Annotated in this window: 23 protein-coding genes; 14 read left to right on the top strand and 9 right to left on the bottom strand. The window is 63.0% G+C overall.

Going from position 1 to position 24,479, the window contains the following annotated elements; translation table 11 throughout:
• Positions 1–135: 135 nt before the first annotated feature.
• Complete coding sequence (locus tag E7T06_RS06585) at positions 136–1,440, bottom strand: hypothetical protein (RefSeq protein ID WP_136365033.1); 1,305 nt, start codon at positions 1,438–1,440, stop codon at positions 136–138.
• A 203-nt stretch (positions 1,441–1,643) separates the two neighbouring features.
• On the opposite strand from E7T06_RS06585, the gene E7T06_RS06580 reads away from it, so the two are divergent.
• The 5 genes from E7T06_RS06580 to E7T06_RS06560 all read left to right on the top strand — a co-directional run bounded on the left by E7T06_RS06580 (position 1,644) and on the right by E7T06_RS06560 (position 8,663).
• Entirely contained in the window at positions 1,644–2,390 is a 747-nt protein-coding gene (locus tag E7T06_RS06580) for an SDR family oxidoreductase (protein WP_136365032.1), read from the top strand.
• Between the two features lie 185 nt (positions 2,391–2,575).
• On the top strand, positions 2,576–4,165 hold the full coding sequence (gene recN / locus E7T06_RS06575; RefSeq protein ID WP_168733414.1) for a DNA repair protein RecN: 1,590 nt from the start codon (positions 2,576–2,578) through the stop codon (positions 4,163–4,165).
• A 291-nt stretch (positions 4,166–4,456) separates the two neighbouring features.
• A complete protein-coding gene (locus tag E7T06_RS06570; RefSeq protein WP_136365030.1) occupies positions 4,457–5,560 on the top strand; it encodes a protease complex subunit PrcB family protein in 1,104 nt (367 codons plus the stop codon).
• A 238-nt stretch (positions 5,561–5,798) separates the two neighbouring features.
• Positions 5,799–7,433 carry a phosphoenolpyruvate carboxykinase (ATP) gene (gene pckA / locus E7T06_RS06565; protein ID WP_136365029.1) on the top strand — a complete coding sequence of 545 codons (1,635 nt, stop codon included), beginning with the start codon at positions 5,799–5,801 and terminating at the stop codon, positions 7,431–7,433.
• Positions 7,434–7,892: 459 nt separating this feature from the next.
• Complete coding sequence (locus E7T06_RS06560) at positions 7,893–8,663, top strand: hypothetical protein (protein ID WP_136365028.1); 771 nt, start codon at positions 7,893–7,895, stop codon at positions 8,661–8,663.
• 115 nt (positions 8,664–8,778) lie between these two features.
• On the opposite strand, the gene tilS is transcribed toward E7T06_RS06560, so the two are convergent.
• Positions 8,779–10,392, bottom strand: coding sequence for a tRNA lysidine(34) synthetase TilS (gene tilS / locus E7T06_RS06555; protein WP_136365027.1), 1,614 nt, complete (start codon positions 10,390–10,392; stop codon positions 8,779–8,781).
• 34 nt (positions 10,393–10,426) lie between these two features.
• On the opposite strand from tilS, the gene E7T06_RS06550 reads away from it, so the two are divergent.
• The gene (locus E7T06_RS06550; RefSeq protein ID WP_136365026.1) at positions 10,427–10,921 is read left to right on the top strand and encodes a peroxiredoxin; all 495 of its coding nucleotides are present in this window, start codon (positions 10,427–10,429) and stop codon (positions 10,919–10,921) included.
• 236 nt (positions 10,922–11,157) lie between these two features.
• Here the strand turns inward: E7T06_RS06550 and E7T06_RS06545 are convergent, their stop codons facing one another.
• The gene (locus E7T06_RS06545) at positions 11,158–11,691 is read right to left on the bottom strand and encodes a hypothetical protein (RefSeq protein ID WP_136365025.1); all 534 of its coding nucleotides are present in this window, start codon (positions 11,689–11,691) and stop codon (positions 11,158–11,160) included.
• Positions 11,692–11,785: 94 nt separating this feature from the next.
• Here E7T06_RS06545 and E7T06_RS06540 point away from each other — a divergent pair, with 94 nt between their 5' ends.
• Positions 11,786–12,964 (top strand): class I SAM-dependent rRNA methyltransferase, encoded by a 1,179-nt coding sequence (locus E7T06_RS06540; RefSeq protein ID WP_136365024.1) that lies wholly within the window; start codon positions 11,786–11,788, stop codon positions 12,962–12,964.
• Positions 12,965–13,170: 206 nt separating this feature from the next.
• Here E7T06_RS06540 and E7T06_RS06535 read toward each other — a convergent pair whose 3' ends face one another.
• Positions 13,171–13,863, bottom strand: coding sequence for a Crp/Fnr family transcriptional regulator (locus E7T06_RS06535; RefSeq protein ID WP_136365023.1), 693 nt, complete (start codon positions 13,861–13,863; stop codon positions 13,171–13,173).
• Between the two features lie 147 nt (positions 13,864–14,010).
• Between E7T06_RS06535 and E7T06_RS06530 the strand changes: the two genes are divergently transcribed.
• Positions 14,011–14,718 (top strand): ABC transporter ATP-binding protein, encoded by a 708-nt coding sequence (locus E7T06_RS06530; RefSeq protein WP_136365022.1) that lies wholly within the window; start codon positions 14,011–14,013, stop codon positions 14,716–14,718.
• A 149-nt stretch (positions 14,719–14,867) separates the two neighbouring features.
• Here the strand turns inward: E7T06_RS06530 and E7T06_RS06525 are convergent, their stop codons facing one another.
• Complete coding sequence (locus E7T06_RS06525; RefSeq protein ID WP_136365021.1) at positions 14,868–15,950, bottom strand: NADH:flavin oxidoreductase/NADH oxidase; 1,083 nt, start codon at positions 15,948–15,950, stop codon at positions 14,868–14,870.
• A gap of 104 nt (positions 15,951–16,054) precedes the next feature.
• Between E7T06_RS06525 and E7T06_RS06520 the strand changes: the two genes are divergently transcribed.
• The 3 genes from E7T06_RS06520 to E7T06_RS06510 all read left to right on the top strand — a co-directional run bounded on the left by E7T06_RS06520 (position 16,055) and on the right by E7T06_RS06510 (position 17,833).
• Complete coding sequence (locus tag E7T06_RS06520; RefSeq protein WP_136365020.1) at positions 16,055–16,453, top strand: GNAT family N-acetyltransferase; 399 nt, start codon at positions 16,055–16,057, stop codon at positions 16,451–16,453.
• 116 nt (positions 16,454–16,569) lie between these two features.
• Positions 16,570–17,553 (top strand): excalibur calcium-binding domain-containing protein, encoded by a 984-nt coding sequence (locus E7T06_RS21680; RefSeq protein WP_240740889.1) that lies wholly within the window; start codon positions 16,570–16,572, stop codon positions 17,551–17,553.
• A gap of 7 nt (positions 17,554–17,560) precedes the next feature.
• Entirely contained in the window at positions 17,561–17,833 is a 273-nt protein-coding gene (locus E7T06_RS06510; RefSeq protein WP_240740888.1) for a hypothetical protein, read from the top strand.
• Positions 17,834–17,924: 91 nt separating this feature from the next.
• On the opposite strand, the gene E7T06_RS06505 is transcribed toward E7T06_RS06510, so the two are convergent.
• The 3 genes from E7T06_RS06505 to E7T06_RS06495 form a co-directional block, all read right to left on the bottom strand.
• Entirely contained in the window at positions 17,925–18,713 is a 789-nt protein-coding gene (locus tag E7T06_RS06505) for an ABC transporter permease (RefSeq protein ID WP_136365019.1), read from the bottom strand.
• Positions 18,714–18,849: 136 nt separating this feature from the next.
• Positions 18,850–19,653 carry an ABC-2 family transporter protein gene (locus tag E7T06_RS06500; RefSeq protein ID WP_136365018.1) on the bottom strand — a complete coding sequence of 268 codons (804 nt, stop codon included), beginning with the start codon at positions 19,651–19,653 and terminating at the stop codon, positions 18,850–18,852.
• 96 nt (positions 19,654–19,749) lie between these two features.
• On the bottom strand, positions 19,750–20,772 hold the full coding sequence (locus E7T06_RS06495) for an ATP-binding cassette domain-containing protein (RefSeq protein WP_136365017.1): 1,023 nt from the start codon (positions 20,770–20,772) through the stop codon (positions 19,750–19,752).
• A 170-nt stretch (positions 20,773–20,942) separates the two neighbouring features.
• Between E7T06_RS06495 and E7T06_RS06490 the strand changes: the two genes are divergently transcribed.
• From E7T06_RS06490 to E7T06_RS06480, 3 genes are all read left to right on the top strand, one after another.
• Positions 20,943–21,557, top strand: coding sequence for a chromate transporter (locus E7T06_RS06490; RefSeq protein ID WP_240740887.1), 615 nt, complete (start codon positions 20,943–20,945; stop codon positions 21,555–21,557).
• Positions 21,544–22,068, top strand: a complete 525-nt coding sequence (locus E7T06_RS06485) for a chromate transporter (protein ID WP_136365016.1) — start codon at positions 21,544–21,546, stop codon at positions 22,066–22,068. The genes E7T06_RS06490 and E7T06_RS06485 overlap by 14 nt, the downstream gene beginning before the upstream one ends.
• Positions 22,069–22,221: 153 nt before the next feature.
• Positions 22,222–22,899, top strand: a complete 678-nt coding sequence (locus tag E7T06_RS06480) for a hypothetical protein (RefSeq protein WP_136365015.1) — start codon at positions 22,222–22,224, stop codon at positions 22,897–22,899.
• Between the two features lie 222 nt (positions 22,900–23,121).
• Here E7T06_RS06480 and E7T06_RS06475 read toward each other — a convergent pair whose 3' ends face one another.
• A complete protein-coding gene (locus tag E7T06_RS06475; RefSeq protein ID WP_136365014.1) occupies positions 23,122–24,474 on the bottom strand; it encodes a transposase in 1,353 nt (450 codons plus the stop codon).
• Between the last annotated feature and the right edge of the window lie 5 nt (positions 24,475–24,479).

Genomic DNA, 24,479 nt, shown 5'->3' with positions numbered 1-24,479 from the left:
AATCGTGAGCTTTAGGCTGTGAACACCGCGCTTTTCCGACAAGTCACCAGAACCCAGAGAAAGGGAGAGGCACGCACGCGGCGGCCTCTCCTCTTTTGTTCATGCCCTAGAGCCTAAACCCCAGAACAACTTGCCTTAATTTGTTTTGCTGGCGTCCGTGCCACTGGGCTTAGTGGTGTTGCTCGCGTTGCCTGCGGCGGGAGAATCGGGGGCAATGGCTCCGCCCCACGTGGCTCCGGTGGTGGCGGCCTGCGTATCGGCGGCGGCTCCGGCGGCGGGGGCCACAGCGGCGGCGGCAGTGCTGGGTGCGGGCGCACTCGCAGCGGGCGGCGTGGCGGGTTTGGGTTCTTCTTCCATGCGCTCCAGCCACATTGTGCCGATCAGGTTGCGAGCGCTGCGGCCTGCATTCCTCAGGCCCTGCGCCGCGCCGGGGTTGATGGACTCCACAGCGTTCAGGATGCCCTGACGCGCCACCGGAATCCGGGCCAACACGATTGCGCCAGTCACCAATAGCACGAGGCCGATGACGCCGCTGCTACTGCTGCGCTCAGACCGCGCTTCTTTCATCGCTTTGGCTTTGGCCGCCTTCACTTTCACCGTTTTCACAGCCACTTCTTTCTTCACTTTAGCCTCGATCTGGCGGCCACCACGTGCTGCCTGCTTGGTCTTCTTATTCAGTTCCTTTTCAAAGTGGGCCAACTCGCGCTCGGCCTGCTTGTGCAGGGGCGCAATCCGCTTGGCGACGGCCTTCTCCAACTTGGCAGGCTTCCACTCTCTACGGGCGGCACGCAGTTCTTTCTCGGCGTCTTTGCGGGCGCGGGCCAGTGCTTTTTCGGCGGTATGGCGGCGGCTTTCTACGGTGTCCTGCGCGTCACCCAGCAAGCCCTGAACCCGGCTGCTCACGTCGGCAATCAGGGCACTGCCTGCGGTTTTACCTGTGACCTGAGCAGCAGTCAACGCTTTGGCAGCGGCTTCGCGGCGTTCGGCGGTGGCCTCCATCACTTCGCCCGACAGCGTGCTCAGGCGTTTGCCTGCTTCCTCGCGGGCCACATGCGCGGCCTCGCCTGCATCGTGGCGCAGTTGTACAGCTTTGGCGGCGGCTCCAGCAGCCAGCACGCCCGCCGCTTCCTGTGCGCTGCCAAGCAAGGCGTGGGCGCGGGGCGGCATCTCTTCACGCAGGGTTTCTATCGTATGGGTGGCGCTCTGAAGCGCGGTTTGCACTGCCGATTGCGCGGCAGCTTGGGCCACATGCCCCGCGTGTCCGGCCTGCACCGCTGCGCCTGCCAGTGCGGGCTTGATGGTGCCGTCTAGCGTGCCCAGCGCGTCACGGGTGCCCAATACCAGCTTGCGGCGAAGATCGGGGTTCAGGCTGAGTGCCGCGAGGCCGCCCAGCAGTATCAGGCTGCGTTTGCTTGCGCCGCCGTTCATGTCGTTGTTCATGGTTCTCCTTATCACACCTGCTCTGCAACTCAGTGCTTGTTTTGGTTCACTGTCCAGAGCAGGCAATGCGGTCATTGTGAACCCTTTTCCCCTCGCTGAGGATGGGGAGAATGTAACGCGGGGTTCATGTTCGGCGGGGGCGGCGTGGGGAGATGGGTACAGGTTTAGCGCCCAAGCGCAGTAAATTCCCCTAAATTGACCCTATGAGTCAAGTTCTGTTGGTCACGGGAGCCAGTCGGGGCATCGGCGCGGCCACCGCACTTCTGGCCGCCCGACAAGGCTACGCAGTCGCCGTGAATTACAGGCAAGACGCTGCCGCCGCCCAAAACATCGTGTCTGCCATAGAAGCGAATGGCGGCCGAGCCGTCCCCATTCAGGCCGATGTGAGCAGTGAAAGCGGTGTAGAACGAATGTTCCGGGAAGTCGCGCAGCAGCTGGGCACACTGACCGCATTGGTCAACAACGCGGGCATTTTGGAGCAGCAGACCCGCGTGGAACATCTGGACGCCGCCCGCCTCAGACGGATATTTGACACCAACGTGATCGGCAGTTTCCTGTGTGCCCGCGAAGCCGTGCGCTGCATGTCCACTCGGCGCGGCGGGCAGGGCGGTGCAATCGTGAACGTGTCGTCGCGTGCGGCGGTGCTGGGTTCGGCGGGTGAATACGTAGACTACGCGGCCTCGAAAGGAGCCGTAGACACCCTGACCATTGGGCTGGCCCACGAAGTCGCGGGCGAAGGCATCCGCGTGAACGGCGTGCGCCCCGGCCTGATTACCACCGACATGCACGCCAGCGGAGGCGAGGCGGGGCGCGTGGCGCGGCTGTCTGGGGGCGTGCCGATGGGCCGGGGCGGGGAACCGGAGGACGTGGCGCGGGCCATTTTGTGGCTTCTATCGGAGGAAGCGTCGTATACGACTGGGGCCATTCTGGACGTGTCGGGCGGGCGCTGAAGTAGCGACTCCTTCACCTCTGGTTTCCCAATCGCGGCCCCGCTCTCCATGCCCCCACCCGCGAAAGCTCTAAACTCCGGGGCGTGACCCGCAAGGCCCGCACCCCCCACCCCCCCGCCGTGTCCCAACCAGCGCCCCAGCCCCAGCCCAGTTCTTCTCAGGGCGGCTCTCCTTCAACTGGCGGGCTGGCGCGGCTGGAAGTGCGGAATTTGGCGACGATTCCGGCCCTGACGCTGGAACTTCGCGGCGGATTCTCGGCGTTTACGGGCGAAACGGGCGCGGGCAAAAGCATCATCGTAGACGCGCTGGGGCTGCTGCTGGGGGCGCGGGCCAACACCGACCTGATCCGCACCGGAGAAGACGCGCTGCTGGTCTCGGGCTTCTGGGAGAAGAAGTCAGATGAATTTAGCGCCAGCCGCCGCGTGACCACGCAGGGACGCGGCACGGCGCGGCTGGACGGCGAAGTGGTCAGCGTGCGCGAATTGCAGGAATGGGCCACCTCGCACCTCACGATCCACTGGCAGCACAGCGCGGTCAGTTTGCTGACGCCCGCCAACCAGCGTGATCTCCTTGACCGGCAAGTGGCGGCAGAGTCGGGCGCGTACCGGGTGGCTTACCGGACGTGGCAGGAAGCGGCGGCGCGGCTGGAAGCCCTGCGAACGGGCGAGCGAGAGCGGGCGCGGCAACTGGACTTACTGACCTTTCAGGCCCGTGAGATTGCCGAAATTGCCCCCCAGCCCGGCGAGGAAGAACCGCTGGCAACTGACCTGACCCGGCTGGCAAACTTGGACACCATCGCGCAGGGGGCGGCGGGAGCGCTGGAACTCTTATCGGATGGAGAAGTGAGTGTGACCGGGCTGATGGCCGAAGCAGTGCGGGCGCTGAACGCTGGGGCCAAATACGACGAGACGAGCGCCGGGTTGCAGCGGGACTTGCGCGAAGCCTTGGACGCGGTGCAGGCCATCGTGGGCGAGCTACGCGGCACCGCCGAGGACAGCGCCCCCGACCCCGAAGAACTGGCCCGCGTAGAGGCGCGGTTGTCGGCACTGGGCAAGCTGCGGGCCAAATACGGGCCGACGTTGGAAGATGTTCTGGCGTTTCAGGAGTCGGTGAATGCAGAACTGGCCGCGCTGGAACGCGACGAACACGACGCCGGAACGCTGGAAACCGATGTGAACGCGCTGAAAGCCGCAGCGTTGGCCGCAGGCAAGGCGCTGGACGCCGCCCGCACCCGCACCTCTGGCCCGCTGGCCGCCTCGCTGCTGGCCGTTATTCGGGAATTGGGGATGCCGCACGCCCGCCTAGAATTCCGGCTGTCGCCTCTGCCCACGCCTGTGCTGAGCGGTATCAGTGACGTGCTGCTTTACTTCACGGCCAACCCCGGCGAAGACCTTGCACCACTGGCCGATGTCGCGTCGGGCGGCGAGTTGTCGCGGGTGATGCTGGCAATCAGCACGGTGCTGGGGGCCGATACGCCCACCGTGATTTTTGATGAAGTAGACGCCGGAATTGGCGGTTCGGCGGCGTTGGCGGTAGCGGCGCAACTGTCGGGACTGGCCGCATCACGGCAAGTGTTGGTGGTCACGCACCTCGCGCAAATTGCTGCCCGCGCCGATCAGCATTACAAAGTAGAAAAGCATGTGGAAGGGGGCCGCACAGTCAGCCGGGTGCGTCTGCTGAACCCCCAAGAACGCCTTGAAGAAATTGCCCGCATGATGAGCGGCAATACGTCGGACGCGGCGCTGACGCATGCGCGGGAGTTGCTGAGCCGCTGAGGGTTGTGGCCTGGGATTGGTGGGGCTTGGTCTAAGGAAAGGCGACAGGGCAATCGCTTCGCTCATTCACCCCCTCCCAGCCTCCCCCCTCTCCTGCGGAGCTGTACCAGCCAAGGGTGAGGAGCGAAAAGCCCACGATTCCTGTCCTTGTAGGCCTCGCCCCCTGTAGGACTCGCAGAGCTGCGGAGCAGAGGGAGCCACCTCACCTCCAAACCGCCCCGCCTGCCCTGCGTATGCATTTGCTCAAGGCCAGTTCAGTCGGTCATCAGGCAGCCCGCCTAAGCTGCCCGTATGAAGTCTTCTAAATTCGTTCTGGGCGGTCTGCTGGCACTCAGCGCCGGACTACTCGCGGGGTGCAGCATGACAGGTGCAGGCAATGTGCGGGTTCACGAAGCCACGCTGTACGGCGGCACGCAGGAGCGCATCGTGTGGGTGTACGGCACGCTGGGCAGCAGCACCCAGAGCAGCCTAAAAATTGGCGGCGCGGCAGTGACATTGCAGCCTCAGGTCGGGCAAGACCCGCTGGCATTGGCCGGAACCCTCAGCGTGAACGGCAAGGCCACCTACCGCCTGCCCAGCACGCCCAGCAACGTAAAAGTGAACGTGACCCGTGACGCGGCAGGCCTGTTCAGTGTGCGGCCAGAAGGCGGCGCGGCCCTGAGCGGCGTGTACTTTACCGACGGCATGCGCTGGCAAAAGCTGAGCACCACCAACGGCGTTGCTACCGGAGTGGGCGTGAATGGACTGGCAGGCGCGGGCAACCTGACCAGTGAGGAAGGTGCGGCGTTGGGCCAAGCCTTGCTGGGGCAAGGGCCATTGGCGGTGGCTGTGCTGAACGAACAAAGCGTAGCCGACGCCGCGCTGACGGTAGAACCCGCCCCCCAAGAAAGCCTAAGAACCGCGCTGTATGTGCTGCCGGGAGTCCGAACGGTGAGCAGCATCGGTACAGGCACGACTGGCACGGTCACCACCACTCCGGGAACGGGAACCACGGCTGGGCGCGTGGGCTTTGTAGAAGTCGCCAGCGGCACCAATTCCAGCGCGACTAGCGGGGCAATCCAGATTGCTAATACCCAGACCTCGCTCGGCAGCGTGTACGCCACCGCCTATGGCCGCCAAACCGGAATTCCTGCCGCGCCGCGCCTGAATGCAGGAGAAACGGCAGTGGGGATTTTCCTCGGCCAGCGCAACACGGGCGGCTACAGCGTGCGCGTCACGAACGCCAGCGCCCAAAACGGCGTGCTGACCCTGACGGTAGCGGTCACGGCTCCCGGTGCAGGTTCGATTACCACGCAGGCCATCACCAGCCCTTGGACACTTGTTCGCCTCAGCGGCAGCTACAGCCAAGTGCGCGTAGTAGATACGAACGGTACGCCGTTGCAACTGGGGCAGTAAGTCTTTACATATCTAAACCTGTTGTCCTGAAGGGCCACGCATGCGGAAGCTGTGTGGCCCTTTTCCTGTCCAAGCCAGAACTTCCGGGCTTACCCAAGCTTTATGCAGCATGCATTTGCGTACACATCGAAAGTGTTGTCCCTGCTGCGGTGACGACACTAAGGTTGGTCTGGAACCGCTTCACAGGCCACAATCAGGGGGTAACCGTTCACACTTATTCACCTTCAAGGGAGGACTTATGAGCCTGACCAGCGCACGCCAAGAGGCGACGGGGTTGCCAGACGCACCAAGCACCATCCTAAACGAGTTGGGCATTCAGAGCGCCACGCTGCACCTTCAACCCAGCGTGACCGAACTGTACGAGGCAGCGCTACGGCGCGGTGAAGGCCGGATTGCGGCGGGCGGCCCCTTGGCAGTTCGCACCAACAAAACGGGCCGCAGCCCCAAAGACCGCTTTATCGTAGAAGACGACCTGACGCGGGACGCCGTGTGGTGGGGCGGATTCAACACGCCGATCAGCCCGGTGGTGTTCGACCGTCTGCTGGACAAGATGACGGCCTACGCGAATGCAGATGGAAAAGAACTGTTCGTGCAGCAACTCTTTGCAGGCACCGACCCGGCCCACCGCCTCGGCGTGCGCTTTGTGCAGGAAATGGCGTACCACTCGCTGTTTGTACGGAATATGTTCGTGCGGCCCAGTGCCGAGGAATTGGCCGACTTTGCGCCCGACTGGACGGTGCTGAACCTGCCCGGATTCCGCGCCGACCCTGTGCAGGACGGCGTTCGCAGCGATACGTTCATTCTGGTCAACTTCAGCCGGAAAATGGTACTTATCGGCGGCACTGAATACGCCGGAGAAAACAAAAAAGCCATCTTCGGCGTACTGAATTTCCTCTTGCCAGAGCGCGGTGTGATGCCGATGCACTGTTCGGCCAACGTAGGGCCGGAAGGCGACGTAGCGCTGTTTTTCGGGCTGAGTGGCACGGGCAAAACCACCCTCAGCGCCGACCCCGCCCGCGCCCTGATCGGGGACGATGAACACGGCTGGACAGACGATGGCGTATTTAATTTCGAGGGCGGCTGTTACGCCAAAGTGATCGGGCTGAATGCCGAGGCTGAACCCGATATCTACCGCACCACGCATACCTTTGGCACGGTGCTGGAAAACGTGGTGCTGGGCAGCGATGGCACGCCCGACCTGAACGACGGCAGCCTCACCGAGAACACCCGCAGCGCCTACCCGATTCATCAGATCGGCAATATCGTGGAAGCGGGCCGCGCCGGACACCCGCGCAATATCGTGTTCCTGACCGCCGACGCTTACGGCGTGCTGCCCCCGATTAGCCGCCTGACGCCCGAACAGACCATGTACTTTTTCCTGAGCGGCTTTACGGCCAAGATTCCCGGCACCGAAGACGGCATTACGGAACCGCAGCCGACCTTCAGCACTTGCTTCGGTGCGCCCTTTATGCCCCGGCATCCCGGCGAATATGCGCGGCTGCTGGCCCAAAAAGTGGCCGCCAGCGGGGCGCGGGTGTGGCTGGTGAACACGGGCTGGACGGGCGGTATGTACGGTCAGGGCAAGCGCATGAGCATTCGGCACACGCGGGCCATGCTGAATGCGGCGCTGTCGGGCGGGCTGGACGGCGTGACCTTCGAGCGCGACCCCCACTTTGACCTAGAGATTCCGGCAGAGGTTCCCGGCGTGCCGGACGGCGTGCTGAACCCGCGCCACGCTTGGGCCGATGCCGCCGCCTATGACGCAGTGGCCCGCAAACTGGCCCGCATGTTCCGCGAAAACTTTAAGCGCTTCGAGAGCGGCGTGGATGCAGGAGTGACGGCGAGTATGCCTGACCCGGACGGGCAGAATTAGGGTGTGGAACGGAGGGAAAACGTTTAAGGGGGCTTTGTCTAAGGGTTTAGGGTCTGAGGTCTAAGGAAGGGCTTGGTGGTGTGTTTCAGTTTTGACGGTTGCCCGGTGGCCCCCTCACCCGTTGCTTTGCAACGCCCTCTCCCACAAGGGGCGAGGGAATAAGGATTAATCGAACGCTTGATCTAAGCAACGGGGTGGCTCGCAGAGCTGCGAAGCAGAGGGGGCAGTTCAGCGACGCCCCCACCCCATTCCCACCAACAACAGCGAGGCGCACCGGACTAGGTTCCAGTGCGCCTCGCAACTTCTGAAGTGTAGCAAACCTAGAGCGGGCGCAGTGAAGCCGAGGCTCTGGCCTGCCTTGACCTTCGCGTGACAGATGGCTGACGGCACAGGCGGACGCTGGGAGCAGGAAGAAACACCGTCACAGCCACTCTTTCAAGCATCAACAGGAGACAGCAGATGCACACTTTGCCTAGCTTCAGTCGTCACGGAACGGTCAGCCCAAGCGCCACTTCAGACCCCAGCCCGCTCACCTCTGCCCTGCTGGACTACACCTTTCCTGCGGCGCTGATAGACCGCCTGCAAGCCGAACACCGCTGGACGCCTGCTCTGACCTTGCGGGCGCTGGAAGAATATCGCCGCTTTCTGGTGCTGGCGGCAACGGGCGGCTCTCCGGTCACGCCGTCCAAACTGGTGGATGAAGTGTGGCACCTGCACCTGACCTTTACCCGCGATTACTGGGAGCGCCTGACGCCGCTGCTACCCGCGCCGCTGCACCACGAACCCGCCAACGGGCAACCCGGCGACGCGGCTCGCTACGCCGACCAATACCTTTCCACGCTGAACCTGTACGCCGAAACCTTCGGAACGCAGCCACCCGCCGACCTGTGGCCTGACCCACGCCAGAACCGCGCACCCGGACGCCGCCCGAACTGGTGGCGCTGGCTGATTCCGCTGGCCGCTGCCATGATCGCTTGGGCCACCTTTGCATGGAGCAGTTTTGCGGTCATCATCGCGCTGGGTGTGCTGGTGGTGGTGGGCATAGCACTGGCGTCTGGCAGTCCAGAGACTCCACGCAAAGACCGCAACAGCGACGGCGGTTCGGGTGGCGGGGAGAGCTACGGAGCCTCCGCAGGCGGCGACAGTTGCGATTCGGGCGGGGGCGATTCTGGGGGCAGCGACGGCGGCAGTAGTTGCGGGGGTGGCTGCGGCGGCGGGTGCGGAAGCTGAGTTGGGCTGTAGGGAGTGGGATGTGGGGAAAGCCATTTCGGCCAAGCGTCGGCATTTTTAGACCACTGAATTCAGATTAAGCAGATCAACCGAATGTCAGCCAAGCAGCGACCCTTCAAACGGGGTCGCGTTCGTGTGTTTGGGTGGGTAATTTTGCTTGTCGCACTTGCCGGAAGGCGTCCTTCAAAAGTCGCGCCGCCTCTGCCGCACGCACGCCGCCCCGCACCGTTGGCGAGTGGCCCCAGTGGGCTGCCAACACATCCATGACGCCGCCTAGCGCCCCAGCTTTGGGGTTGGCCGCGCCGTACACGATGCCCCCAATTCTTGCTTCCAGCGCCGCACCCAAGCACATCGGGCAGGGTTCCAGCGTAACCACCAGCGTACATTCGGTGAGATACGGCGTGCCCAGCGTGGCGGCGGCTTCCCTGAGGGCGGCCAATTCCGCGTGCCGGGTCATGTCGCCCGCCTGCCGGGAAGTGTTGCGGCCCCGGCCCACCACCTCGCCGCCGTGCAATACCACCGCGCCCACCGGAACCTCTCCGGCCTCGGCTGCGGCGTGGGCCAGTGCCAACGCCTCGCCCATTGCCGCGTGATGCACGTCTTCTGGTGCGCCTGCTGCGGCGCGGGCACCCTCGGCCCACACAGGCGGGCGCAAACCCACCCACTGCACCCCAGCGACAGAAACCAGTACGGGCACGGCGTCCCGGCTTTCACGCGGCACCTTAGCATCGGTGAGGAGGTCACTGAGTTTGCGGGTTCCGGCAGACAACCGGATACGGTCGGCAGGCCGCCGAGTTCGCAGAATCCAGCCGTCTGGGATGACAAAATCGGGCGGGGGCCACGTTTGCGGCACGGTGTACAGCTTGCCCCCGGTGGTGGTGATTTGCCGCGCCCCCGGCAACGTCAGATGTAGTGTGACCGACTGCCGCAATGCCGCCGCCAAAGCTTCTAGTTGATCGGCATGAAAGCTGAAGCCCGCGCCTACTAGTTCCTGTCGTACCCAGCGGCGCAGCACGGCGGGCGTTTGGGAAGGCAACGACGCATGTAAGGTCAGGCGGGCGGCCAATTCTGATAGGGCCATGTCATCTTCGGCACTCAGGCGGGCAATGCGGGCCAGCGCCAGTTCTATGCCCGGAAAGCGGGCCGTCAGCACAGGCAGGACTTCCAGACGCAACCACGCCCGCGTAAAAGCCGTGTTGGCGTTGCTGGGGTCTTCTCGCCAGCTCTGGTTCTGGGCTACCAAAAAGGCCTCGATGTCGGCCCGCGCTACCGCCAGCCAAGGCCGACGCACCCGCCCTCGCACGGCAGGAATGCCGTGTAGCACCGCTTCTCCACGCAGCAGGGCCATCAGCACCGTTTCGGCCTGATCGCGCCGGGTGTGGGCCGTGAGGATGGCCGAGGCTCCGGCTTTCTTGGCGACTCTGGAGAGGAAGTCGTAGCGCACCCGCCGCGCCGCGTCTTCCAGATTCCAGCCTCGGCGGGCGGCCACCGCCCCTACATCCACCCGCGCCACTTCGCAGGGCACGCCCAGTTCGGTGCATAACTCTTGCACCCAGCGGGCATCTTCGGCAGATTCGGGGCGCAGGGCATGATCGAGATGGGCCGCCACCACCCGCGCCCCCACCAGCCGCAGCGCCAGCAACAGCGCCACACTGTCGGCCCCGCCCGACACGCCCACAATCACAGTTTGGGCAGCGTAGGGCAGGAGTGGAGAGGTCAGCGACAACACCGTTCGATTCTAGTCGGCCCCGTACAATCGGCGCATGACCACCCTCACGCCTTCTGCCAGCCAAGCACCCAACATGGCCCCCGAATTTTCGGCCCGCAGCGACGATGGCCGCACCCTGCGCCTCTCGGAAATGCGCGGTGGGTGGGTGATTTTGTTCTTCTATCCGCGTGCCGGATCGCCCGGATGCAGCATCGAAGCGCGTCGGTTTGAAGCCAAAGTGGAAGATTTCAATGCCCTAAACGCCCAACTGATCGGCGTGAGCCTCGATACCGAAGCCCGGCAAGCCAAATTCCGCGACTCCTGCGGCCTGTCCTACCCCCTGATTCCAGACGGAGACCGCACACTGTCTAAGGCTTACGGCGTCATCGGTGGACTAGGCGGACTCTTGGGCATGGCCGCCCGCGAAACCTTCCTGATCGCTCCAGACGGCAGCATTGCCCGCCACTGGCGCACCGTGAACCCAGCCACCCACGCGGCAGACGTGCTGAAAGAAGTGGAAAAGCGCAGTTGCGACTGGAAGGGAGTGTAAAGACTTTCAGGAAGAGGGCGGCGAGGCATTTGGTTTTGCCTTGCCGCCCGTTTTTCTGTGCTGTTGTTGGCTGGCTTGGAAGGTGAACCCCCCGTTGCTGGCGCAACGCCCCCCCTTAGAGGTGGGGACTAAAAGCTGTTGCGCTCCCCTTGAGGGGGGCTGGCTGCAAAGCAGACTGGGGGGTTGCTCGGAATCGTCAACGCTCAATTCTTATCACGCCAATCAAAACTCCTGCCTTAAAACTTGGCCCGCGCTTCCATGCCCGTCAGCTTCAACTTGTCGGTCAGCACGCTGCTGCCGCCTGTAATCAGCACACCGATGTAGCCGTGACCCGCTTTGGCCGCCGCGTCCAGTTCTGGGCCGCTGAGGGTAAAGGCGCTGGCTGTGCCAGAAGTCAAATTGACGCTTCCAATTTGGCGGGCCACTTCTCCGGCGGGGTCGCACAGCAGCACGGGGGCGAGGGTGGTGGTGGCGCACCCGGCAGGCATGGGGTCGATGGAGCTGCGAATAAAGACGGTTGCGCCGCTGAGGTTGCCGCCGCCGCTGGAATAGGTCGCCAAGCCCGTGATGCTGACCTGTTGCAACACGCTGGGCAGAGTCACGCCGCCCAGCACGTCGGTTTTCATGTAGATGACGCGGCCAGCTACCGCGCTGCTGGGCGGCAGGCTGATTTCGGCGTCGGGAATGGGCACGGCGGGCGTGGGAATGACGCCGCAGGACGAGAACGCCAGCGAAGCCAAAGCCGCAGCAGTAAGCAAGGTCTGTTTCATGGTGGCCTTATTTTGCGCCCCTCCTCTCCTCCTGCAACAGCGAATTTTTTATGCTGACGCTCGCCGCCCCGCCGTTGCCTGCTAGCCTAGTCACATGAAGAAGAGTTTGTCTGTGACCCTCAGCCCTGCTGCCGTTCGGCGCATCGCGGGGCGCTATCCGTTCGGGCATTCCGGCGATATTGCGGCCTCCGATGCGGGCATTGCCCCCGGCGAAGTGGTGGATGTGCGCGACCCCGGCGGGCCGTTTGTGGGGCGCGGTTACTTTAACCCCGAAGGTGCGACGCCACTGCGAATGTTGACGTGGCAAAAAGAAGACATTGACCAGAAGTTTTACCGCACCCGGATTCGTGCCGCGCTGGCACGGCGGGCCGGAAGAATTCTGAACACCGACGCCATGCGCGTGCTGCACGCCGAAGCAGATGGCATGCCCGGAATTATTGCCGACCAGTTTGGCAGCGTGCTGAGCGTGCAGTTTCGCAACGCGGGCGTAGAGCGTCACCGCGACCTGATTTTGCGTGCCCTGCGTGAAGAAACGGGCGCGGCCAGTGCTTTCGAGCGCAGCGACACGGGCGAGCGCCGACGCGAAGGGCTGGGCCTGCACACCAGCATCCTGTGGGGCGACGTGCCGGAGCGCGTGACTTTTTTCGAGGACGATCTGAACCTGCACTTTGCGCCGATGGACGCGCAGAAAACTGGGTTTTTTCTGGATCAACGCGACAACCGCCGCATGATGCGCGGCCTCGTGAAACCCGGTGAAAACTTTTTGGATGTGTACAGCTACACGGGCGGATTCTCTTTGCACGCGGCGCGGGCCGGGGCCAAAGCCGTAGCCATCGACAAGGATAATGTGGCGCTGGCCGTACTGGAGCGCGAAGCTGGCCTGAACGAAGTGCGCGTGGGCGTGCGCTGGGGCGACGCGATAGAGCAACTGACCCGGCTGGAAAAGGAAAAACGCACCTTCAGCGCCGCTGTGCTTGACCCGCCCACGTTGGCTAAGCGCAAAGACGACGTGCCCCGCGCCAAACGGATTTTTACCGATGGAGCCGCCCGCGCCCTGCGAATGCTGACTCCCGGCGGGCATCTGCTGATCAGTACCTGTGCCCATTACATCCGCGTAGACGACCTGCTGGACGCGGCGCGGGTAGCCAGTGGCGAGGCCAACTGCGACGCCGAAGTGACCGCCATCACCTATCAGCCCGCCGACCATCCCCACTTGCTGAGCGTGCCGGAAAGCCTGTACTTGAAGAGTATTTTGCTCCGGAAAGAAGGGTAGCTCTGCAGTATGGTGCAGGGGAAAAGCAAAAAAGTGTTGAGGCGCTGGACTTACGCTGACGGCGGCTAAACTTTAGGCAAAATCCAAACTATTCAAGTCCAACTTACCGAAGATGTCGGTGAGTTGGACTCTACTTTTGTGGATAAGGGTGTAAGCAGCGTTGGCGTGTATATCAGCGCGACTGTCCAGTTGTTGCCTCTCGCCCCCTACTCCCCGTCTTCATCATCAAGCGGCACGGCTCCCAGCCCTTCCAAGTCCAGCAGATGCACCGTGCGGGGCGTTATTTCCAGCAGGCCTTGCGCTTCCAGTTTTTTCATGACGCGGGCCACCGTTTCGCGGCTGGCGCTGATGCGCTGCATGATGTCTTGCGTGCCTAGCGGCAACACTTCGGGGTCTGGCACGCCCGCCGCGAGGCGCTGACGGTACTGGGTGGTAAACACATGGGCGAGTGCGGCTTCGGTATTCAGGCCAAAGGCGATCAGCTCATCGTTGAGGTTGGTCACGCGCTGCACCAGCATGGCCGCCAAGTTCCACAGCACCTCGGGATGGCGGTTCAGCAACACCTTGAAATGCTCGCGGTACAGTATCAGCGTGGTCACATCGGTGAGGGCCGTGACGGTGGCGCTGCGCTGCTGATGCGACAGCACCGAGGTTTCTCCCACCACGCCGGGAGCGTAGATGTCACCCATCACGCGCTCGCGGTGGCCGAGGCTGACTCGGCTGACCCGCACCACGCCGCCAGTAATCAGGTGCAGCGCGTCGCCCGAGACGTCTTGCGACAGCACCACCTCGCCGGGGCGGAAGGTGCGCGGAGTCAGAATTTGCAGGGCGTCCCGCATGGCTTCTTCGGGCACATTCTGAAAGAGGGGCGAGCGGCGCAGAACTTCCAAACGAGACATCGGCAGCAGTTTAGCGTGACAACCGTCAACAACAAGAAAGCCGCACATTTAAGTAAGAAACTTCACAATGATTGATGATCTGCAACAAAGTTAAGCCGGGGCGAGGTGCCGTCTTGAGATGCTTTGAGCGGCCTCACATGAGCTAGCATGCCCCGCGTGACCTTGCCCGCGCCCACCGCCCTCATCCCCACCGTTTTGGCTGCGGCCCTCGCTGCCGTGAACGTGCGCCACAGCTTTGGGGAATTGACCGTGCTGCACGGCGTATCGCTCAGTGTGGGGGCGGGCGAAGTGGTGGCCGTGACCGGGCCGAGTGGCAGCGGCAAAAGCACCTTGCTGCATCTGCTGGGCGGGCTGGATGTGCCGCAGGAGGGCGAGGTGTGGTGGGCAGGCGAGCGGGCCGATACGCTGGACACGCAGGCCCGCGCCACGCGCCGTGCAGGACGGGTCGGGCTGGTATTTCAACACCATTATTTGTTGGAAGATTTGAATGTGCTGGACAACGTGCGGGTTCCGGCGTTGCTGTCGGGGCAAGACGGCACAGAACGCGCCCGCGAACTGCTGGCCCGCGTAGGCCTAGGCGGACGCGAAAAAGCCTTGCCCGGCGTGCTGAGCGGCGGCGAACGCCAACGGGTAGCGGTGGCCCGCGCCCTCGCCTCGCGCCCCGCTGTGGTGCTGGCCGACGAACCCACCGGCAGCCTAGACCGCGTGAACGCCGACTTGGTGGCCGCCCTCCTCATTGATCTGGCACGGGAAAATCAGGCGGGGGTGCTGCTGGTCACGCACGATGAACGGCTTGCGGCCCGCGCTGACCGCACGCTGCATCTGCTGGATGGCCGGATGGTGGAGGGGAGTTAGGAGACTGGGCTGAGGGGCGAAAAGCGTCTAAGGGTCTAGGGTCTAAGAAGGGCAAAGGCTGTGGTAGAGGTCTGTTTGAACGCTCTGCCCACCTCAAAACCCCACCGCCCCAGCACCTTAGACCCTAGACTTTTAGACCCTTAGACACATCAACGCCCACTGCGGGCATATTGGTTCACCTGTTGGGGGGCCACATTTAGCGCCGCCGCCGCCGTATGTACCCAATGCGGGTCACGCAAAAACGGGCGGCCCAGCGCGATCAGGTCGGCGTCTCCGGCCTGCAAAATCCTTTCGGCCAATTCGGGCGTGTCGATCAGGCCCACTGTCATCACGGCCAAGTCGGGAGCGGCCTGCTTGATCTGAGCGGCCATCGGCGTTTGAAAGGCGGGGCCGACGGGGATTTGCTGAGCGGTGGTCAGGCCGCTACTGCTGATGTCCATCGCGTTCACGCCTTCTTTGTCCAGCAAACTTGCCAGTTGCGTGCTTTGGGCTGTGTCCCAGCCGCCATCGGCCCAATCGGTGCCGCTGATCCGCACGAACAGTGGCAGATGGATCGGCCACGCGGCCCGCACTCCACGTACCACTCCTAACAGAAAACGAGTGCGGTTTTCGAAGCTGCCGCCGTAGTTGTCGGTGCGCGAATTGGCGAGCGGCGAGAGGAATTGATGCAGCAAATAGCCGTGCGCGGCGTGAACCTCTACGGCATCGAATCCGGCCATCACCGCCCGCTTGGTGGCGGCCACAAAATCGGCGGTGACACGGTGAATATCGGCTTCAGTCATGGCGCTGGGCACAGGAAAGGTGTCGCTGAACGGCTGATCGTCCGGCCCGATCACTGTCCAGCCGCCCTGTTCCGGCAGCACCGCCCCGCGCCCCCGCCAAGGCGCATAGGTGCTGGCTTTTCGTCCGGCGTGCGCCAACTGAATGCCGATGCGCCCGCCCTGCGCGTGAACAAAATCGGTCACGCGGCCCAGCGGCACGATGTGTTGGTCAGACCACAGGCCCAAATCCTCGGGGCTGATGCGGCCTTCGGGCGACACGGCAGCGGCTTCGGTAAAAATCAGGCCCGCGCCCGCCAGCGCAAACTGGCCCAGATGCACCAGATGGAACTCGTTGGCTAGGCCATTTTGCGAGGAATACATGCACATCGGAGACACGACGGCGCGGTTGGGCAGCGTGAGGCCAGCCAATTTGAAGGGTTGAAACAGCAGGGGCGCGGCGGCGTCAGTCATGCGCCAAATCTAGGGCGCGGGCGCGGGTTAGGCCAGCAGGCAGATGCTTAAGGTGCTGGGGTTAATGTGCTGTGGAGGGGCGAAAATGACGCTATGTCCCCCAGATCGTCACCTCGTTAGAAGGAATCACATCCACCCAACTCGGCGGCTTTTTTGAAGGCTGGCCCACTCCGCCCTCGCCCGAAACGCTGCACCAGATGCTCTCCGGCTCCTACCGCATCGCGCTGGCCGTAGAGGATGAGCAAGTGGTGGGCTTTGCACAGGCCATCAGTGACGGCGTGCTCACCGCCTTTATTCCTCTGTTGGAGGTACGCCCGGAATGGCGTGGGCAGGGCTTGGCCTCGCGCCTGATGGACGCCCTCTTTGGGCAACTGGCCCACCTGTACGCCGTAGACCTCTGCTGCGACGATGAATTGGTGCCGTTTTACGAGCGGCTGGGAATGCAGCGCGGCAATGCGATGATCCGCCGAAACTATGCGCGGCAAAGCGGGGCAAGTCTTTAGGCACCGTTCTCTAAGCACCGCGCCTCTTTAAACACAGCGCCTCTTTAAGCACCGCGCCGTAAAGCAAGGCCTCTGACAGAACTTTGAACAAGTCAATGTTTTAATCTCAATCCACCGTGAAACGATCCCCTTGGTTCCGCCTGCTGTGCCTCGGCATAGGCCTAATGTGTGCGCCCGCCGCCAGCGCACAAGCCGCAGCTCCCTTCGCTGTGGAACTCCGGTTTTTGGGCAAGACCCTGAACGCCGCGCAGCAGGCCACCGTGCGCGAGGCGGCGGCGCGGGTCTCGGCCCTGATCGCCTCTCCGTTTGCCCCCGTCACGCTGAATTTGCCCGCCAATTCCTGCGATTCCAACTTGCCGAAAATCAAGGAAAGGGTGCAGCAATTCTTTGTTTTTGTGCGGGTCAGCGATTTGGGCGAAGACAAATACGCCGAAGCCGCGCCCTGCGACCTGCACGACGGCTCCTACCTGCCAATTTACGGCGTCGTCGACCTGAATTCCAATGGCCTCAGCGACTTGCCCAAAGTAGACCTGCTGGACACCATGATTCACGAAATGCTGCACGCGCTCGGCGTAGGCACCTTATGGGAAGCCGATTACCGGGTGTCTCTCAGCGGCGATTCGGACGACCAAAACCTGATCCGCAAGGTAAACGGGAGGTATTTCTACACGGGGGCCAAAGCGTTGGCGGCCTATCAGAACTTGGGCGGCAAGGTCAGCACGGGCATTCCGCTGGACGCCGACGCGGGGCACTGGGCGGGCGGCGCGGTCTGCTCCGAAATCTTGTCGGGCGACGCTGGAGACTACACGGGCCGCGTGAATCCGGTGAGTCCGCTGACGCTGGGGGCGCTGGAAGACTTGGGCTACCGCGTGAATCGGGCCGCCGGAAACCGATACACCTTGCCGCTGAAGGGCTGCCCCACCGACAAGGAAGGCGCACGCGAAGACGCCGAAGCTTCGGCCTCTGGTTCAGCTTCTGGCCCGGTCTATTTTGCCAGTTGCGCCGCTGCCCGCGCTGCCGGAGCCGCCCCAATTCGGCGTGGGCAACCCGGCTACCGCCCCGAGATGGACGGTGACGGGGACGGCGTGGCGTGCGAATAGACTCCGAATGACGGACTATGACTCAGGCTACGAAACGTTCATGTCGTTTGCCCAAAACCGTGTGGTGACGGGCCAGCAGGCCATTGCCAGTACCGAGGAATTGCGCGGCCTAATTGACCAGAGCAGCGCGTGGGGCTGGACATTGGCCGAGTTTCAGGACAGGGCTGGCGTGCGCTTTGAGGGCGACACGGCCTATGTGACGCAGTTTTATTGGGCTGGGGGCGAGGAAACGTTGGAAAGCGTGTGGGCGCGGGTACAGGGAGGGGGCGGGGCGGTCTAACGAAGGGCTAGAGGCTTTGCTCCTCCCCCTTGACTGGTACAGCCCGCAGGGAGGGGGTGAGTGAGCGCCAGCGATTACCCTTCTCTTCCCCTCAACTGCTCGCACTCGTATAACTGCCCACCGCTTTCTTCCAAAACAGGCGGCTGCCGACAAACAGCACGGCGGCCACCAGCGGCGAGGCCAGCGCCAGCAGGGTGGACAATCCGCCTGTGAGCGCCTGTGCGGGCACGGTAGTAATAAACGCGATGGGCACGACAAAAGTCAGGAAGGCCCGCACCGGAACGGGAAACGCCGTGACCGGAAAACGGCCTGCGCCGAACACGCCGTTGAACAATTCGGACATGTTTTGGGTTTTGACGAACCAAAACGCGGTGGTGCTGAGCGCCAACCAAATGCAGTACACGATGACTAGGGCCGACAGATACATGACGGCGGCGGCCAGCACGCCCCCCAGCGTGACCGTGAGAAACGAGGCAGCATAGAAGATCAGGCCGAGGCCGATCAGGATGTCAGTGACGCGCAACACGTTCAGGTTGCGCGTGGACACGTTGAACTGCGCGTCGATGGGCTTAAGCAACGTGAAATCCATACTGCCCGTGCGAACGGCTTCGGCGATTTTGCTCATGTTGGGCTGCACGAACACACTGATAAAGCCTTCTGTGAGCATGAAAAACCCGACTACTAACAAGGCCTGATGAAACGAGTAGCCGCCCACGCTGACGGTTCCCGGTTGCCCAAACAGCACCGCGATGCCCAGCAACGCCACACCCACTTCGCCGAGGCTGGCGAGTACCGCGCCCAAAAAGTTGGCCCGGTATTCCAGTTGCGCCGAAATGGTGGCCCCAGTAAAAATACGGATGAGGCGCAGGTAGCGGGTCATGTGCGCCCTTTGCGCGTGGAGTGGAACGTGGGTTGTCGGGTGTGGGAAAAAATGGAGTGCGGAACGTGGATCGTGTAACGTGATTGGGATTTTTCTACGATCCACCCCCCACGATCCACGATCCTGCCAACGGCGCTCACGCCCCCACCGCCCCATATTTCCTCAGACCCACGCGCCACACCCACACGCGCACCAGCACGAACACGGCTAGCCAGCCCAGCAGCACCAGCATTCCCTGTCCGGCCTGTTCCAGCGTGGCTTTTCCGGCGATCAGGCTGGCGGGCAGGCCCAGCATGTACGGAAACGGTGTCCAGACGGCGATGTCCTGCACCCACTGTGGATAGAAGGCCAGCGGCGCAAACAGGCCGCCCAGCGCGGCGTACACGAGCCAGACCACTTCCTGAAAACTGGTGCTGGATTCTGTCCAGAAGGCCAGCAGGCCCAGCGAGTATTCCCATAAAAAGCGCACCGTGAAGCCCAAGATGACCAGACCCAAGACGGCGGCGTACACACGCCAATCGAGGCTGAACCGCGCCTCGGCCAGCCATGCGAACAGGCCAACCAGCACCAGCATGATCGGAAAACGCACGATTTTTTCGGCCACATGCCCGCTGTAGTGACCCCACATGGGATCCATCGGGCGCAGCAGCTTGGGCGACAGCGTGCCTTGCCTGACCTCGAAATCCAGTTCCCACGCCACCCAGACCACCAACAGTTGCCCCACAAACCAAGTGGCAAGGAAGTACGACGCGAAGTCGGACGCCGAGAACCCGCGAATCTGGCCCCCCGGCGCGGCGGCGGCCTGTCCCATCCAAACCAGCATCATGACGAGGGATAGCGTGCCAGACAGCATCCAGATAACGATTTCGGCCCGGTATTCGGTCATCAGAGCGAATTGGGTAGAAAAGAGGACGCGGAACTTGCGGAGGAAGGGAGTCATGTGCGCCCCCGGCGGGGGAAGTGGGGTGTGAATTGTGGATCGTGGGAAAGGCAAAAGCACCAAACTACGATCCACGATCTACGTTCCACGTTCGCTTTACCCCACACCTTCAGCCACCGCCTTTTCCTTCCCGGCCCCAAACAACTCCGCCATCACCGCTTCAATCGGTGGGTCTTCTACCGTCAAATCCGCCACATCCAAATCGGCCAACAGGCGGGCGGCGCGGGCGCTCACTTCTGAACGGGGCACGCTCAGTTCGGCGCTGAGGCCGTCCACTTTGGCGTCAAAGCCGTAGCGCGACAACTCGGCCAGCGAGATTGGCTGACGCAGTTGCAACCGCACCGTTTTGCCGCCGCTGCTCTGTTCAGCAAGGCTGGCAAGGTCGCCGTCAAAGACCAGCACGCCCGCGTCGATGACCAAAATTCGGCGGGCCAGCGCCGTTACATCGGCCATGTAGTGACTGGTCAGGATCACGGTGGCCTCGAACCGCTGGTTGTAGTCGCGCACGAAGGCCCGCACGCTTTCCTGCATATTCACGTCAAGGCCAATCGTCGGTTCATCGAGAAACAACACTCTGGGGCGGTGCAGCAGCGCGGCGGCCAGTTCACACTTCATGCGCTCGCCCAAACTCAGCTTGCGTACCTGCTTTTTCAGGATGCCTTCCAGCCCCAGCACCTCGGTAAATTCACGCATGGTGGCGCGGTACTGCGCCTCGGGAATTTCGTAGATGGCTTGATTCACGAGGAAGGAATCGAGGGCGGGCAAATCCCAGATCAGTTGTTGTTTTTGGCCCATGACCAGCGTAATTTGCTTCAGGAACGGGGTTTCGCGCTTGCGTGGCTCGAAGCCTGCCACCCGCGCCGTGCCGCCCGTAGGGTGCAGCAGGCCCGACAACATCTTTAGGGTGGTGGTCTTCCCTGCCCCGTTCGGCCCCAAAAACCCCACCACTTCGCCGGGTGCAAGGTCGAACGAGACGCCCTTGACGGCCCCCACTTCATGCGATTTGCGGTTGAAAAACGACTTGACGCTGCCGACGAAGCCGGGGTCTTTTTCGTGGACGGTGTAACTTTTGCGGAGGTCGCGCACCTGCACGGCAACGTTGGGCGGCGGGGATGTCATGTTGCCTCACAGCATAAGCCAGAGGCCAGAGTTCCAAATAGGCGAAATGGCGGGGCAGAATTTACAGACTTCACACGGGATGAATATTGTGCATTGTGTGTGCCTGTGTTCCCTGCACGGTCACGCTGTTTTTGGCCTCTTGGCGTGCCTGACGGGGGTAGGCTGCGGGGGTGACTGCCACTCTGCCGCCCCCTTTGGAGGATGATCCGATCCAGCTAGACGCACCCACGACCTTCCAACTGGCCCGCGCTTTTGTGGGCGTGGCGCTGGCGGGCATCGGCGGGGGCATTCCGGCCCATACGCGCCGCGCCATGCTGGGCCGGGGCTGGCTCAGCGACGCCGAATTTGCCGAGGCCTTTACGCTGGCCCAACTGACGCCGGGGCCGAACGGCGTGAATTTGGCGGCGATGGTGGGGGCGCGGCTGGGCGGCAAACGCGGCGCACTCGCCAGTACGTTGGGTGTGCTGACGCCGGGGCTGATCGCCATGACCGCCGTCACCATCCTGCTGCTGGGCCTGCCCGGTGGCCTGCCTCCTGTGCTGCAAAGTGCGCTGCGGGGCGCGGCCTGTGCAGCGTTGGCCGTGATGCTGACGATGGTTGGCCCAATCGTGCGCGTGGGCTGGAGCGTGAAGGCCGGACGCCTGCCCGTTGGCGCGGCGGTCACGGTGCTGACTTTTGTGGCGCTGGGCGTGCTCCGACTGGATTTGCTGCCCGTGCTGGCGGTATTGGTGGGGGTGGGCTTGGTGGCACACCGTCCAACCAAGGAAACGCATGGCAACGCCTGAACTTCTCCTAGACCTCTTTCTGACTTTCGTGCGCCTCGGCCTGACTGGGTTTGGTGGCACCAATTTGGCCGAAATGGAACGCCTGCTGGTGGGACAACGTGGCTGGATAGACGCCCGCACCTTTGCCAACGGCTTTGCCCTGGGCCAACTGATGCCGGGGCCGAACCTGTTGGCCGTCACGCATTACGGCCTCGTGATCGCCGGGGGCTGGGGCGCGGCAGCCGCCACCATCGGGTTTTATGGCCCTACAGCGGTACTCAGTGCAGCGGCGGCCCTACTCTGGAAGCGGCACAGCGCCCACCCGTGGAGCCTGACTTTTCGGGACGCCCTGCTCCCCTTCGGCGGCGGCGTGATGCTGGCGGGCGTGCTGGTGCTGGGCCAAACCAGCATTCATTCGTGGGCAGCGGCGGCGTTGGCGGCCATTACGTTCGTCATCTTGCGCCGCAGCCGCCTCAATTCGGCGTTGGTGGTGGTGGGGGCGGCGGTTGTGGGGGCGCTGATTGGGCTGTAGGGGACGATTTCTGGGGCTTGGTCGAAGGGTCTGAGAAAAGCATTCGCTGCGCTCATTCACCCCCTCCCCAACCCTCCCCCCTCAAGGGTGAGGGAGCAAAAATAAATGTTCATGAGCCACTCTTAGCCCTTAACCCCAGCTACACTTGGCCGCGTGAGTGGTTACACCGTCCTCAGCCGCGCCCCAATTCCGGGCAGTTCCGAAGACCTGATTTTGTATCAGCGGGACGACGAATTTACGATCCGGATCAGCGGCTACGTCAGCGAACTGATGAACAGCCGCATGCACGGTTCCGAAGACGCGCTGGCCGAATATGCCTGCCCAATAGTGTCGGGGCGGGCAGGCGTGCGGGTGCTGGTGGGCGGCCTCGGTATGGGCTTTACGCTGGCGGCGGCGCTGCGATCTACTGGGCCAGATGCGCTTGTTACGGTGGCCGAACTGGTGCCGCAAGTGGTGGACTGGAACCGGGGGCCGCTGGGCGAGTGCGCGGGCCGTCCGCTCGACAACCCCCGAACCCGCGTGCATGTGGGCGATGTGGCTGAACTGATTCGGGGCAGCCGCGCTGTGTGGGACGCTCTTCTTCTGGACGTAGACAACGGCCCGGACGGAATGACCCACAAGGAAAACGACTGGCTGTACAGCATGAAGGGACTGAAGGCAATTTCGGCTGCCCTGACCCCCGGCGGCGTGTTGGCAATTTGGTCGGTCGACCCAGACCCCAAATTCACCGCCCGCCTAATCAAAGCGGGCTACAACGTAGAAACCCGGATAGCCCGCGAACGCCCCGGCAAAGGCGCGAAACATACGATCTGGCTGGCGGTGCGGCCATAGAGGGCGGTGCCCTTTTTCCTAGAGCGTGTTTATGAAGGGTGGCCAGTTTCGGCAAATCGCGTGTGGAACAGCATTCGCTGCGCTCACTTCCCCCCTCCCCAGCCCTCCCCCGCAAGGGGAGAGGGAGCAACACACCATAGATACGGCGTTTTCGCAATGCTGAAAAAGCTCAACGGAACCTTATAAACAGGCTCTTAGCTCGACTTTGGCCATTGAATACCATCAGGCGGCGTAGCAGAGTGCGTCTGCGAGACGGTCGATAAACTCAAGCGGGACTTGAACCATTTCGCGTTCTGGTGCAGATGTGCGAAAAGTCGGCACCTTCCACAAGGCTCGCCGAACCTCGGCGAGCGCGTCAACGAAGGTGGGCAGGGTCTTGTCGTACCAAGCGGCCCGACGAACCCAGACGTCATGGCTCTTCCAGCGTTCGTGAGCCATCAGGGTGACAAGTGAGAACAGCCCCAGCAACGCTGGGGTTGTTCTGGCCATGGCCAGATCAGTCCACTGCCGCTGTGTTTCCACGCCCAAATGTGCCCGAACCTCTTCAAAGGTGACCTCGAACTGCCAACGCTGCACGAAGTCCTCCAAGATCTGGATGGGGGTCTGCAACAGGTCCGTACAGAGCAAGGCCTGAGTGGAGAACTTGCCCTTGGGATCACGGATCAGCACCCAGCGCACCGGAAGGGGTGGGAGGCCGTTGTGATACCAAACCGCGGTCTGAGAAACGATCTCGACCTCGCGGTTCGTTTCCCCGTACCAGCGGCCTACCTGGAGGCGTTCCCAATGCGTCTCTGCGTCGTGAACCAAGGAGGCCAGGGTCGGGAGGCGGTTGCCTTTCAGCCGGGGCCGGCCCAGCTGGCCGGCCCTGCGTTCGGGTGCGGGGGCGTAGAGGGCGGCATCTAGGCGAAGACGGGTGATGACCGTGATCGGCTGGCCCTGCTGGAGGTTATGGAGCCAAGCAATACTGGCATACGCGCTGTCCGCCACCACGATCAGCGGCCGTCCAGGACACCAGCGCTGCACCACACGTAGCATCTGCCGGGCCCAGTGCATCAGGCTCTTGTGCTGGTGACCGCGTTCTGCGTTATACGGCTGTGACGGCACCAGTGCCGTCAGGAACGGCAGCGCCCAAGTGCGCTGGGCCCAGGGAATGGGGGTCAGCAGCATCAGGCTCAGCCAGCGGAGCCCGCTGGCTTTCACGAAGGGCCCGTGGCTCGACCGCACCGGGTCAGGGTAAATCCCTTTGGCACTGATCTTCGCTCCAGTACGTCGGAAGGTGGTGTCGTCCAAGCCGAGAAGCAGTGGGCCAGAGGGAACAAAGGCGGTGAGCAGCTCAAGCAGCACCCGACTCGCCTGAAGACTCGACCAGCGCGCTCGATTTAACAAGCGGTGAAACGTGCCGAACCCTGGATCATCCGCCAGACCGAGCACCCGCAGCGCTGCGGTCACGGTTCGTTTGCCAGGCGAGAGGAGCGCCCCGACCACGAGCAGTTGGATCTGCGGCCAAATTCTCGTCGAAAAGAGAGGAGCGAAGCCTTGGACGATGCCAGTGAACCACTCCGGAAGCGGTGACATGCTCA

Origin of the sequence: Deinococcus sp. Arct2-2 (assembly GCF_004801315.1) — a bacterium.
Classification (GTDB): domain Bacteria; phylum Deinococcota; class Deinococci; order Deinococcales; family Deinococcaceae; genus Deinococcus.
Note: the sequence above shows the minus strand (reverse complement) of the source record. Positions and strands in the feature narration are given on the sequence as shown.

What these genes read in the sequence shown, in the direction of transcription:
- E7T06_RS06485 (WP_136365016.1), top strand. Translation starts at nt 21,544, where the DNA reads ATGGCAACGCCTGAACTTCTCCTAGACCTCTTTCTGACTTTCGTGCGC.
- E7T06_RS06580 (WP_136365032.1), top strand. Translation starts at nt 1,644, where the DNA reads ATGAGTCAAGTTCTGTTGGTCACGGGAGCCAGTCGGGGCATCGGCGCG.
- E7T06_RS06550 (WP_136365026.1), top strand. Translation starts at nt 10,427, where the DNA reads ATGACCACCCTCACGCCTTCTGCCAGCCAAGCACCCAACATGGCCCCC.
- E7T06_RS06475 (WP_136365014.1), bottom strand. Translation starts at nt 24,474, where the DNA reads ATGTCACCGCTTCCGGAGTGGTTCACTGGCATCGTCCAAGGCTTCGCT.
- E7T06_RS06505 (WP_136365019.1), bottom strand. Translation starts at nt 18,713, where the DNA reads ATGACCCGCTACCTGCGCCTCATCCGTATTTTTACTGGGGCCACCATT.
- E7T06_RS06545 (WP_136365025.1), bottom strand. Translation starts at nt 11,691, where the DNA reads ATGAAACAGACCTTGCTTACTGCTGCGGCTTTGGCTTCGCTGGCGTTC.
- E7T06_RS06560 (WP_136365028.1), top strand. Translation starts at nt 7,893, where the DNA reads ATGCACACTTTGCCTAGCTTCAGTCGTCACGGAACGGTCAGCCCAAGC.
- E7T06_RS06570 (WP_136365030.1), top strand. Translation starts at nt 4,457, where the DNA reads ATGAAGTCTTCTAAATTCGTTCTGGGCGGTCTGCTGGCACTCAGCGCC.
- E7T06_RS06540 (WP_136365024.1), top strand. Translation starts at nt 11,786, where the DNA reads ATGAAGAAGAGTTTGTCTGTGACCCTCAGCCCTGCTGCCGTTCGGCGC.
- E7T06_RS06585 (WP_136365033.1), bottom strand. Translation starts at nt 1,440, where the DNA reads ATGAACAACGACATGAACGGCGGCGCAAGCAAACGCAGCCTGATACTG.
- E7T06_RS06530 (WP_136365022.1), top strand. Translation starts at nt 14,011, where the DNA reads ATGCCCCGCGTGACCTTGCCCGCGCCCACCGCCCTCATCCCCACCGTT.
- E7T06_RS06535 (WP_136365023.1), bottom strand. Translation starts at nt 13,863, where the DNA reads ATGTCTCGTTTGGAAGTTCTGCGCCGCTCGCCCCTCTTTCAGAATGTG.
- pckA (WP_136365029.1), top strand. Translation starts at nt 5,799, where the DNA reads ATGAGCCTGACCAGCGCACGCCAAGAGGCGACGGGGTTGCCAGACGCA.
- E7T06_RS06525 (WP_136365021.1), bottom strand. Translation starts at nt 15,950, where the DNA reads ATGACTGACGCCGCCGCGCCCCTGCTGTTTCAACCCTTCAAATTGGCT.
- E7T06_RS06495 (WP_136365017.1), bottom strand. Translation starts at nt 20,772, where the DNA reads ATGACATCCCCGCCGCCCAACGTTGCCGTGCAGGTGCGCGACCTCCGC.
- E7T06_RS06510 (WP_240740888.1), top strand. Translation starts at nt 17,561, where the DNA reads ATGACGGACTATGACTCAGGCTACGAAACGTTCATGTCGTTTGCCCAA.
- E7T06_RS06500 (WP_136365018.1), bottom strand. Translation starts at nt 19,653, where the DNA reads ATGACTCCCTTCCTCCGCAAGTTCCGCGTCCTCTTTTCTACCCAATTC.